The organism is Gilliamella sp. M0364 (genome assembly GCF_016100565.1).
Taxonomy (GTDB): domain Bacteria; phylum Pseudomonadota; class Gammaproteobacteria; order Enterobacterales; family Orbaceae; genus Gilliamella; species Gilliamella apis.
The window spans coordinates 1-12,406 of the sequence record NZ_JACFSF010000014.1 but is presented as its reverse complement, the minus strand read 5'-3'; the positions used below and the strand labels follow the sequence as shown (position 1 = coordinate 12,406).

Sequence of the window (12,406 nt, the reverse complement as noted above, 5' to 3'; positions counted from 1 at the left end):
ATTATTGCAAACTAATCGATTAATCGACCTGAGGACATTTTTAGCGTTCTTTGGCTATAATTTGCTACATCATTATCATGAGTAACAATTAATAGTCCTGTACCTTGTTGGTGAATCTCGGTTAATAATGCCATAATTTGTGCGGAGCTTTCTTCATCAAGATCGCTGGTAGGTTCATCGGCAATCACTAATTGTGGTCGACAAATCAGCGCCCGTAAAATAGCAATTCGACGCATTTCACCGCCCGACATATTCGCGGGATAAGTATCTTTTAAGTAGCCAATTTTAGCCTTTTCAAGCAGCTCCAGTGCATAATTTAAGCTAGATTGGTTTTCCCGTTTAGTTAAATAAAATGGTAAGCGAATATTTTCCAGTGCGGTCAAATTGGGTAATAAGCTACTACCTTGTGGAATGTAGCCAATATTTTGATTACGAAATGCTGATACCTGTTTATCATCAAGTTCAAATAAGTTGGTACCATTAATGGTAATTTTACCTTGAGTCGGGGTCAATAACCCAGCAATCATATTAAGTAACGTCGTTTTACCACTGCCTGATTTGCCCATAATAGTGATAAAATCGGTTTGTGCCATTGAAAAACTAACATTATTTACCGCTGAGAAATGTTGCGAACCACGTTGATAATCTTTGCGAAGGTTTTTGACATCCAATAACATTATTCACCCTCTCTTAATGTTTGATAAGTATCAAATTTAGTCAACGATAATGCCGAATAAATACTAGACAGTGGACCAATAATTAACGTCAACATAAATACCATTAATGCATAAATAAATCCGTCAGTAATGGAAATGTTCATACATGGCAAACCTATCGACTGGCAAATCAATAAGCTAAAGGCATAAATCAATACACCAGCAATCACAATACCTGCAATACCACCTAAAGCGCTAATAATAAGCGATTCTCGCAGTAACATTTTAACCAGATCACTACGTGAAGCGCCTAAAATACGTAATAGACTTATTTCACGTTTACGTTCATTAAGTGATGATGAAAATATCACAAAGATGACAATAATTGCCAATACCCAGAAAATTGCCGATAAACTATAGACAATAGTTGAAAAACCATTTAGCCATTTGGAAAGATTACTTAACATGCCTTTGGTCATCACAAAATCAATATTGTAGTCAATAGCATATTTCGGCATCATCTGATTAACAACATCTTTAGGCTGATAATCAGGATCGACTTTAACAAAAATTGATGATACATAGTTAGCAAAGTGTTCAGTATCGCCTTCAATTAGGTTCGCTTCTTTCATCAGTAACTGTGCCGTCGGGATTGTCATAAATACAGAGGTATCAAAGCCCATTCCGGTACTATCCATTTTGGCTGCGACTTTAAATGGATGATTAAAAAACTTAATTTCGTCACCGACATTGGCGGTAATTTTGCTACCAACAACAACCTGATTATCGATCAATGGTTGGTTTAACTGCGTTTGCAACCAAGGTTTGATCACAAAATCACTTTGCTGATCAAAACCAATTAGTTGTACTTTAGATGTACAGCAACCAGCATTCAATGAAGCGATAAACAGTTGGGGGGAGACAGCTTTAACCCCTTTGATTACTTTAATTTTATCCATCAAATCCGCTTTTAGATAAAAACTGCTTGGTTCACCACGTAACAATGCAACTTCAAGATTTTTTTCATAACCGTAAGGTACAACAAGAATATCCGCGCCTAAACGATTAGCCATACCGGAAATACCTAAACTCAGATTTTTCATTAACACGCTACCGCCAAATAGTGTAGCGGAAAACAGCATAATAATGATAATCAAACAACAACTCCGAAATGGTCGTCTTTGAATGTTTCGCCATGCTAAATTTGCTATAGTAATCGGTTTTTCTTGCATGTTTTAGTTCTCGTTTTTATATCTTGTTGTATTAAGGCTGATGTTGACTAATGTTGATTGTTGATACTTACTTAATACTGTTTATCTTATTTGTTTATTTACTTGTTTATTCAAATAAAGCACATTGCTGATTGCAGCAATTGCCAAAACGATAGCTAATAAAATCAGTGCAGGTTTGGCGCCCATGTTACAACGCATCATCTCATTGCCACAAACACCAATTAAAATAGTTGGAATAGCTGCCGCTAAAACTGCAGTGCAAGCTAACGCCATACTCAATCCCATACGGACAAATAGTGAGCGACTAAATAGTACTAACGCACCAATGGCAATCACTAAACTACCAATACCAATTTCAGCCCTTGCAGTCCAAAAGCATTTCATGATTTTACCTGGAGTTGAATGCATATGTATATGCCCATCCCCTGCCACCGTTGTAGCAGGTATAGCTTGCGCATCAGGCAACGGGCAGACAGGTAAAATATAAAGCGGAAATAAAATAAGTAGCGCCCCGATGAATATAAATAATACAGATGTAACAACGCGATTTTTCATAAATATAGACCCTTTAATTATTAATTATTGATAATACTTGCTACCTTACCATGTTCAAGAACCACCGTAGTCTGCGCATGTTTTGATACTTCAGGCGAATGCGTAACCACGATGATTGTACTTCCTTCTTCGTGAAGTTGATGTAGTAAGTTCATAACCATTGCTTCATTACTTTCATCTAAGTTACCAGTTGGCTCATCAGCTAAAATCAGTTTTGGATAATTAATTAGCGCTCTGGCAATACAGACCCTTTGCTGTTCACCACCCGATAATTGGCGTGGTAAATGTTTGGCCCGTGCCGCAAGTCCAACTCGTTCTAATGCTTGTAAGGCTTCTTTTTCATCTACCATACTGTGATAATATTGCGCCACCATTACGTTTTCTAATGCAGTTAAATAGGAAACAAGATGGAATTGTTGAAAGATTAGACCAATCTTATCACGGCGAATTTCCGTCAGCTGTGGTAATGACAACTGGGTAATATCTTGTCCATCTAAAATCACAGAGCCTAATGACGGTTTATCCATACAACCAATAATATTCATTAAGGTTGTTTTACCACTGCCTGATGGTCCCATAATAGATAACCATTTACCCTCTTCAACGGTTAAGTTGACTTCAGACAAGGCATGTAATGAGCCATAGATTTTAGATACATTATTCACTTCGAGCATATTCATACTTTACTATCCTATTCGCCACGTAAAACTAATGCTGGTTCAACTTCAAGTGCACGTTTTACTGGAATCAAACACGCAATAATGGTTACCACAGCCGAAATAATAATCGTTGTTGGTATTAAATAAAATTCAATTACAATTGATCGCCCAAATACGTTAGCACTGATTACTTGAGCAAAAATCAGACCACAAATCACTCCAATCACACCACCGACAATACCTAAGATTAATCCTTCGGCTAAAAATTCTTTGGCAATACTTTTATTGGTTGCACCAATAGCCTTTTTCAGACCAATCTCTTTACGGCGCTCCATAACGACCGTCATCATAGTGGTGGCAACACAGATCATTGTCAAAATTAACACCACTAGTGTGACCAAATAGAGTAAAGATGACAGTTTACCGAGCACCGATGCTTCCGATTGTGTAACCCATTTTATAAGATGGGGTTCGACCGTGCTGGAATTATCTTTAATGGTTTGAATATAGCGCTGTAACTCATCTTGCGTTGCCGTAATACTTATTTCGACCACTTCGGCTTGATTGTTTTCTTCGAGTAACGTTTCCAGATCATTGAGTTCAATAAAGATAAAGTTATCCTCAGCTCGACCGGTTTTGACGATGCCGGTAATAGTTAATTCTTCATCGAAGCGCGAATTTTGTTTAGATTTACCTGAAATCGGCATCGTACTACCAATGCTAAGCTTAGCAAAATGGGCAATATCGGTACCGATCATAATTTCATTTGGATTTTTCGGCACTTCACCTTCTATTTTCCAATAAGGGCTAGTATTGATAACTTGATCAAACTGGGTGCCGACAATGGTATAAGGCTGTTGATTACTGCGGATAGAGTCATAACGAAATGGGGTAACCCCTAATAGCTTATCTTGCGGTAGTAAGCTAACGGTTTTTTTTACTTCGGTCATTGGCATGGTAGGTTGATTATTAGCCGGCATCAACAGCAGATTGGCACCATAAGAGCGAAACTCTTGTCCCATTTGTCTTGGGATATCATAACAAAGTGTAACCATACCAAGTAAAACCGTGGCTCCTATCGCTACACCGAGTAGAGCAATAGCAATCCGGGAACGACGGCGAATTAACGAACTAAGCAGCGTTTTTAAAATAAAGCGTTGATTTTTATTCATCATCATTTAGCCTCACTTACCGACCATGCAATACATCGGTTGGGCGTAAAAACATCATAATACGTAGTGCCGGTAAACTGCCTAATAAGGTGATCATGCTTACCATAATTAACACCAGTGGAATAATTATCATCTTAGGTTCAACAAACGAACCAAATACCGTTTGGCCAATAATTTGTGCAAAACCAAGACCGACAAAATAACCAACCATCCCCCCGAGTAAAGCAATGATCAGTATTTCAGTAAGGATTAACATCGCTACCGAAATATTTGTTGCCCCTAACGCTTTTAATAAACCAATTTCAGTACTACGCTCAATCACATTGGCAGTAACTAAATTGGATATTGCTAGCGCCGAGCAAATTAAGGATAAAACAGTTAACAATAGCATTAATAACTGCGTTTTTTGCAAGATTGATCCTTCTGATTCAGCGACTTGCATAATTGCTTTAACCCTAACATCTGGCATTAACTCCTCTAACTGATAGGCAATCGAACTGATATAAGCGGTACAGTACCATGTATCCCATTCAGTGCGTGATAAGCTATTAGGATCTTGTGCTGCTTTACGGGCTAAATCATTTTCGGGCGTGGTTAATGCACTCACTTCTACCCGTTCAACCAAACCCTCTTTATTAGCCAGATTTTGCGCGACAGGAAGTGACACATAAAGCTGAGAATCTTCGATCCCTCCACTGTGGAAGATATTATTTACAGTTAAAGTAACTTTTTTATTGGTTAATGGTGAAATTAGCTCAAGGCTATCGCCTAGTTTAAGATTCAATTGTTTGGCAAGAGTCTCACCCACCATTACACCTTGCAAATTATCATCCTTCATAGTGTTGCCTTCAATTGACCACCATGACTTCATAGCTAACATGCCAGTGTCAACTTCATCACCAGTTGGTATAGTCAGATGTTTATTAAACCAAGTTCCAATGAGGGTAACTGGTTTATCATTAACTGTTACTTGTGTAGTAAGATAAGGTGCAAAATCAACAATATTATATGCCCAGAAGATCATCTTAATCTTTACTAAATCATCTTGCTTGATATATTGAATGGCAGCTTGTGTATCTGTATTATCCAGTTGATATAACTCATTAACCAATGCAGCCCCTCTGGGAACGATATTTAAGTTAGCACCGTAGGCCTTTAATTCCTGATTAACTTTATCACCGACATCAAACATTACATTTAACATGGCAGTCGCCAGCGACACACCTAAAGCAACGGTTAAGGCAATTAAAAATAGCTTCTTTTTTTGACGAACTAACACGCTAAGTAACATTCTACGAAACATATTTTCTTCCTTTTAAAACCATTTACTTAAAACGACTTTTTTCAGCTTCAAGATGCGTAGGTCGAATAATCATATTGCCATCTAAAATTTCATATTTAAGTGGAACGGGATTACAACCACCAGAAAAACCAATAGTCGCAATATTCATCACGACATCACATAAAATACAGACAACTTGATTTCCTCGTTGATAATAACCACTTGCCCCACAAATATCACAAGCATCAAAACCAACCCCATAGGCATTTTCACTTTTCTTAATCACAATAAATCTTACTAATGTGCCATCGGTTGTTTGATAACCATAACGATGCAAATTGCCGTCATTAACTTGTTCTAATGGAATAACAATTAAACCATCAGCATTTGGCGTAACAGGTTCAGCAGGGGTGAGTTCGATCCCTTTTTCAAATATATAACGAGCACGAGTGACGGTGTAGGCAGTAATAGCCACTCCCGCCATTAACAACAATGATGTACGACGATCACGGCGTAAGCTTGCTTTAAGTTTGCGTATTTGGGCTGGATTATTACCAACCAGCGAGGTGGTTTTTGCTTTGGTATATAATAAAACAGTGAGTAGTAATACCAACACCATAAAGATAAAAGTAAACAAGTTGACATGCGCTAAAATAAAAATCACCAAATCCATCATCCACTGTTGCGGTGAGATAAATCGTCTGACAATTAATATTTGTAGTAGATTAATGCCGTTTTGAATGGTAAAGATAATAATGGCAAATGTCGCAATCACCACCACCAATCGAGTTGATAACCTAGCGCAAAGGCGATAAATCAACCAGCCAATTAAACCACAAACTAATAGAGCAAAGCCATAACCAACCCATTTAAACAGATAATCATTATTGAATATTGACTCCATGCCAACATCAAATCCAAATGGGTAGAGTAAAATATTCGGTAAGCATTGAGCTGTAATCAGCCCTATGGCAACAGCCGTTAATACAGCCAATAGAATCTTAATAATAGGTTGTTGAAACGAATTTCTGAGCGACCAACAGATAAGCAATGGAATGACAATAATGCACCACGGAATAATCACACCAAGGTCATAGTACTCTCGAATAGCAATACCGGTATTACGCTTTAAGATTGCATAAATGATTGCCGCCAGCATTCCCAACAAAAAACCAATGATAAGATATTTTTTACCACTATAAAGGTTTGACTGGACAAACACTGCACTAACAAGTGCCAATATGATCACAGGTACAAAAGTATTATCGGTAATACTGATAAGATATTGGAGCATAACGATTGCCTAAAGATTACAACGTATATTGGCGAGTTGTTACACTCGCCAATAGTTTAGCTAATTATTACCATGCACGAGGGATGTAGTCAAAGTCCCAAGAAACCTCGATTGGTTTAGACCAGAAACGACCTTCAACACCAGTTTCTTTATCTACATGCAATAAATAACCTTGTTTTTCAGGGTTTTCGATTGTGAATGTAACTTTATATTTACCCGCACCATCTAACTTAATATTGTTACCATAGTGTGGGCCATCTGATGCATTCATCGGCATAAAATTACCTTCGATAGTTTTGTCACTACCTTGTTTTTGAATTTTATATTTTACAGTTAAGTAAGGGACAAAATCACCTACACCAAAACCTAACTTATTACCTTCGGCAGCAGAAATATCGGCTTCGATATGCATATCTGACTTAGAAGCAGGTAAGCCACCCATACCAGCAGGCTCCATATCTACAGGTTGGAAGTAAACCGCACCAATATGTAATGGACCAACAGTGACTTCTTCACCGATTGGAAACTCTTCAAAACCTTTTTCTTCACCGGGTGCCGGCGCAGCAGCATTTGCCATTGAAGAAAGTGCAAGTATTGACGAAATACCAGCAGAAATAATTAGTTTTTTCATTGAAAACTCCTTAATTTTTTTAACAACTTGTTTTACCCTTTAATAATTAATCAATAAACTAATGACTAATCAATTACAAATTACTGCCAATGTTTTAATTACTATTCAAGTTTAAATTACACCAAGAATAATAATATTATTTAATTTTTATGATATTTTTTGTAATACATAATAGAGAGCATCACGACAACTAGCATGACTAACTGTGGCACCAATGTTTCAACCGTTGGATAGATGCCTAATACCTCTACTGAATGGACAAAATCTACTGGGGTGACCGAAATAATATCTGCTTCTTGTAGCTCTTTCACACCACCACCAGCAAAGGCTATCGCCATAAGATACATTAATGCACTGGTACAAATAAAAAATGGTTTAAGCGGTAATTTAACACTGCCAAAGCGGATAACAATAAATACCAAAGTCAACACGATGGTACCAACACCTAGTCCATACCAAACCATATCCATGTGATCTTTAGCATCAGCTAACATAGCTTGATAAAATATGATCGTTTCCGCTCCTTCACGAAATACAGCTAAAAAGGCAGCAAACCCTAAAGCAAAACTGCTTCCTGTTGATACCGCACTTTGCACCTTACCTTCAACATAATTTTTCCATGCTTTCGATTCTGACTTAGATAGCATCCAGTTACTTATAAAGAACAGCACCACTGTTGCGAGTAACATGGCGGCACCTTCCATAATTTCTTGATTGGCACCACTTAAACCAACAATAGTATGCAAGGCGATAGCAGCCAACACGCTGGCAAACACCGCAAATAAACTGCTTAGATAGACGACTTTAAGCATTGGCTTATTATCTGAACGAACTAAATATGCAGAAATGGCCGCAATCACCAGTATCGCTTCTAATCCTTCACGGAAAATAATAATAAATGAGGCAAAGAAGACACTCCAGCCACTCTCTTTTTTACCATCTAAATTGTTAGCATCTTCATGTAACATTTTTAAAATGACATCAATTTCAGTTCGAACAGTTTTATTTGGAGCGCCGTTGGTCATTAATCGCTTAATTTTAAGAAACTGATATTCGGTATCTGTGCCACGTTTTCCTGAAATATAAGACATTACCGCACGTTCAACACCATGCTTTTCATAAAAACCAAAATAAGCATTGTTTACTCGATCTTTAGCAGCTTCGCTGTCTTTCATAAAATAGATGTTATAAGCATCATTTAAAATGATATCCATTTCATCCACAATCGCATTCCAGCTTGCATACTTCTTTTCAGTTGCGTAAGAAGGGGAACTAAAAATCGCTAAACTGGCAATCAGTAGTAACATTAAAGTTAAATACTTTTTCACTGCTTACTCCTTATTTTGCTAACAACATTATCCCTATAGGTTTACTGCTTTCTGGCAATTGTAACGATTGACTAATAATGTCAGGCTTTATTGAATGGATGTAACGAGTGCTGAGTTTTAATGCTGCAGCAGACAAATAGACGTTTTGACTCATAGCACCAACGGCAATTTGACTAAAATCATTGGCTTTTTGTACATCAAAATCATTGAGACTAGCACCATCAGCTACAAAAATAACAATATATGGTGCTCGCTTAGTAAAATTTTGCATACCAATGTCAGCACGAATATCTTGCTTAGTTATCTCACGAAGATAGTGTCCTTCCCATTCATATAAAAAGGCACCTTTATCGCTAGCTACATAAAGACGAACATAAGGTTGTTTACCACTAGCCATTGGCACCGTCCAACCATTTTTACCTCGATTTAATCCCGTTGCCGACCAAAGCACGCTTGATAGTTCATCATCTGAGACCATCCCGGTTGGAAACCCTCCACCTGGAGTTGAAGCACGTTTTTTAAGGCTATCAAATAACCCCATGCCATCTTTCATTTGTGGCGTAGGTAAAGTGATATCGGCATAACTTATTGATAAACAAAATAAAGACATTGATAAAACAATTGTAACATTGCGTAACCAGCACAACATGGCGTAGACCTTAAAACAGTTGCAAATATTTGCTAACTATCTTATTGCTAATGCTTCCAATTATCAACAACAAACAATAATTATTATCATTAAGGTGAAATAACTCAAGTAAAATAGTTGATATAGTTGATAAAGTAGAAACCTACATCGACAGCAAAGGACTGGTTAATGTATTAACCAATCAATTCCGATTTTTATTTTTCTGTTTATTAAGTATATACTGGGACAATTTTTAAATTTTAAAGTAAAAATGAGTATTGATTGTTATGCCATTATCGACTTTAGTTGTTTTACCACTTTTTATATTAACCATTAGTTTAGCTTCGTTTTTTAAACAAAAAAAATGGCAATTATTCACCATCATTTTAATGACCGTTATTATTGTGATGGAGCTTACCTCAATTTATTTTAGTGGTGGATTTATTGATTATCAGTTTTACGTCAATCTGAACGTGAATGATATTATTGAAGGATTATTCATCTTTAAACTGCAAGCGCTATTGGTGATTGTGGTATTTTTGGGGTTAGTAGTTATCCTCAGCAAATTAGCCAACTGGTTTCGCCATAAATGTAAATTACACTGGCGATTACTATTAGTTGCCATTGCCGTTGCCTCAATTAGTTATCATAACGGCCCTATTAGTCGTGCTTATGAAATCTATCAAGTTACTTGCGCCCCAAAAGCAACTTTTGCCCAAGCGTTACAAAACTTAAATATGAATGATTATGTTGAAAAATCACAACTTGATAGCCAAAAAGGCAAAAATATTATTGTGTTGTCGTTAGAATCCTTCGAACAAGGATTTTTAGATTTTGCTGATATCACGCCAAATTTAAGACAACTCAGGCAACAATACACTTTCTTTGCTAATATGCCAATGAGTGCAGGTAGTACATGGACAACAGCCTCTATGTATACCTATATGACTGGTGTACCATTTTTAATCGGAGAACACTCAACTTCACCATTAAAAGGTGCAAATACCACTCAATTAGTTACCTTAGGTGATGTGCTAAAACAAGCCGGTTATCAAACTCGCTATGTTATGGCTGGTCCGGAATTTGCAGGAATTGGCCACACCGCCGAAGTAATAGGCATGCAAGTCGTTTCCGAAAAAAATTATGTAGGCAAATATCCAAATGCCCCATTTGGATTGTATGATAAAGATATATTAGACATTGCTAAACAACAAATACAAGAGTTGCAAAATGCCGATAAACCCTTTGCGCTATTTATCTCAACTGTCTCAACTCATGCTCCAAACGGTTTTAATGATGAGCGCATGACATCAGTAATCAGCCCTAAACCAGACAACATGTCTTTTGTGGCCGCTTCGCTCGATTATAATTTAGGGGAATTTATTAACCACCTAAAACAGCAAGGTATCTTAGACAACACCGTGTTTTATATCTTCCCTGACCATTTAATGATGGGGGCAGGTACCGAAACGGTGAAAAAGTTATCAGAAAAAGAGCGCAAACTCTATTTGTTAACCAATGCAAATGTTGATGATTTACAAAAATCACCTAATCAAAATATTTATCAAATTGATTTACCGAGATTGATTCTAAATGGTGCACAAATTAAAACCAATGCAAAATTTTTAACCGATTACTTAAACGGTGAGAACGTTGATAAAAAACAGTTTATTGAACAACATAAATCGAATATCGCGACATTAAACAATGCGGCACAAGTGCAAAAATGAGCGTCGATACCTTAATTTTAGTTATCACTATTAGCTGTTTAGGCATGATATCCCCGGGACCAGATTTTTTTCTGGTCTTAAAAAACAGCTTAAGTTATAACCGAAAAATGGCATTAATGACCTGTTTAGGGGTGATAAGCGCGATCGCCATTCATATGAGCTATTGTGTGGCAGGTATTGCGGTATTAATCACCGCTACCCCGTGGCTATATAATGCCTTGCGTTATGCTGGCGCTGCTTATTTGCTATGGATAGGTATTAAAGCGTTATTAGCTAAAAGTAGTGCTACCACTTACATCAGCAAACAAACTCAGCCAATTAATGTCACCGCAAAGGCGGCATTTATGCAAGGGCTATTATGTAACTTACTAAATCTGAAAGCGACACTGTTTTTTCTGGCTATATTTACCCAACTACTCAATGCAGACTCAACTTTAATGGATAAATTGCTCGTCGCATTTATTATTTGGCTTGAAGCCTTACTTTGGTGGCCATTGGTTGTATTTATCTTTCAAACCCAAATCGTCCAGCGACGTTATTTCAAACTTCAATTTATTATTGATAAATTATTAGGTGTAATATTGATCTTACTAGGGGTTAAAGTAGCGTTAGGGTTTTAGAGCATAAAAAGTGCTTTCCTCAATTTTTTCTACAAAAACCCCGTTCCGCAAAAATAAACCTATCGGGGTGAATTCGGCTACATCTTGTCTTTTATCACTCTCGCCAATCAGCGTCTTTTTTAAGATCTAGTAAAGTTATTTATCTTCTTTCTTCTCATCCCCCACGACGCAAGCTGCACTAACAGGATATGTCTTACCAAGACCCTTGATTATACCAGTACTAGAGGTCGTGGCGAACTGGAGGGTGCTATTGCTCGTATTTTTGCCTTCCTTATCAGTTGGCACCGGTTCACTTGTCCAGTAGGGTGAGGCATACATGAAATTAGCCTTAGAGTAGCGATACAGATCACCCCACTCAGCAAAGAATCCGGCACCAATTCGTCGCGAATAATGATAACTATTTGATGGATAAACAACACTTGGACAGTATATTTCTGAACATGCTGATGCGTTAGTTAATTCCCTAAGGCGTGGAAGACGATAACCTAGATTAATACACCATGATGATTGTGCAGCAACTACACGATCTTTATCACCTCGATTGACAAACCACTGCTTTAACACAAAACCATATTTCAACACGATATCATCATTATCACTATCTTTACCCACCAACTCA

General features: G+C 37.3%; 13 protein-coding genes. 2 read left to right on the top strand and 11 right to left on the bottom strand.

Going from position 1 to position 12,406, the window contains the following annotated elements; all coding sequences use genetic code 11:
* Positions 1–11: 11 nt before the first annotated feature.
* The 10 genes from H3U96_RS10890 to H3U96_RS10845 all read right to left on the bottom strand — a co-directional run bounded on the left by H3U96_RS10890 (position 12) and on the right by H3U96_RS10845 (position 9,458).
* Positions 12–677, bottom strand: a complete 666-nt coding sequence (locus H3U96_RS10890; RefSeq protein ID WP_065614037.1) for an ABC transporter ATP-binding protein — start codon at positions 675–677, stop codon at positions 12–14.
* Positions 677–1,888, bottom strand: coding sequence for an ABC transporter permease (locus H3U96_RS10885; RefSeq protein ID WP_198196658.1), 1,212 nt, complete (start codon positions 1,886–1,888; stop codon positions 677–679). Before H3U96_RS10885 ends, H3U96_RS10890 begins: the two co-directional genes overlap by 1 nt.
* 81 nt (positions 1,889–1,969) lie before the next feature.
* On the bottom strand, positions 1,970–2,443 hold the full coding sequence (locus H3U96_RS10880) for a DUF4418 family protein (protein ID WP_065578497.1): 474 nt from the start codon (positions 2,441–2,443) through the stop codon (positions 1,970–1,972).
* A 20-nt stretch (positions 2,444–2,463) separates the two neighbouring features.
* Complete coding sequence (locus H3U96_RS10875; protein WP_065563564.1) at positions 2,464–3,123, bottom strand: ABC transporter ATP-binding protein; 660 nt, start codon at positions 3,121–3,123, stop codon at positions 2,464–2,466.
* Positions 3,124–3,134: 11 nt separating this feature from the next.
* On the bottom strand, positions 3,135–4,277 hold the full coding sequence (locus tag H3U96_RS10870) for an FtsX-like permease family protein (RefSeq protein ID WP_198196656.1): 1,143 nt from the start codon (positions 4,275–4,277) through the stop codon (positions 3,135–3,137).
* Between the two features lie 13 nt (positions 4,278–4,290).
* The gene (locus tag H3U96_RS10865) at positions 4,291–5,577 is read right to left on the bottom strand and encodes an ABC transporter permease (protein WP_086356768.1); all 1,287 of its coding nucleotides are present in this window, start codon (positions 5,575–5,577) and stop codon (positions 4,291–4,293) included.
* A gap of 22 nt (positions 5,578–5,599) precedes the next feature.
* Positions 5,600–6,850, bottom strand: coding sequence for a Fe-S-containing protein (locus H3U96_RS10860; protein WP_086356767.1), 1,251 nt, complete (start codon positions 6,848–6,850; stop codon positions 5,600–5,602).
* A 67-nt stretch (positions 6,851–6,917) separates the two neighbouring features.
* On the bottom strand, positions 6,918–7,481 hold the full coding sequence (locus H3U96_RS10855; RefSeq protein ID WP_065578501.1) for an iron transporter: 564 nt from the start codon (positions 7,479–7,481) through the stop codon (positions 6,918–6,920).
* Between the two features lie 140 nt (positions 7,482–7,621).
* A complete protein-coding gene (locus tag H3U96_RS10850) occupies positions 7,622–8,809 on the bottom strand; it encodes an FTR1 family protein (protein WP_198196654.1) in 1,188 nt (395 codons plus the stop codon).
* Positions 8,810–8,819: 10 nt separating this feature from the next.
* On the bottom strand, positions 8,820–9,458 hold the full coding sequence (locus tag H3U96_RS10845) for a nitroreductase family protein (RefSeq protein ID WP_086356766.1): 639 nt from the start codon (positions 9,456–9,458) through the stop codon (positions 8,820–8,822).
* A 266-nt stretch (positions 9,459–9,724) separates the two neighbouring features.
* On the opposite strand from H3U96_RS10845, the gene H3U96_RS10840 reads away from it, so the two are divergent.
* Both H3U96_RS10840 and H3U96_RS10835 read left to right on the top strand, forming a co-directional pair.
* Positions 9,725–11,167, top strand: a complete 1,443-nt coding sequence (locus tag H3U96_RS10840; RefSeq protein WP_086356765.1) for an LTA synthase family protein — start codon at positions 9,725–9,727, stop codon at positions 11,165–11,167.
* Positions 11,164–11,787: a LysE family transporter gene (locus H3U96_RS10835; protein WP_086356764.1), complete on the top strand. Its 624-nt coding sequence runs from the start codon at positions 11,164–11,166 to the stop codon at positions 11,785–11,787. Before H3U96_RS10840 ends, H3U96_RS10835 begins: the two co-directional genes overlap by 4 nt.
* 135 nt (positions 11,788–11,922) lie before the next feature.
* On the opposite strand, the gene H3U96_RS10830 is transcribed toward H3U96_RS10835, so the two are convergent.
* A partial coding sequence (locus H3U96_RS10830) for a hypothetical protein (protein WP_198196652.1) occupies positions 11,923–12,406 on the bottom strand: 484 nt, incomplete at its 5' end.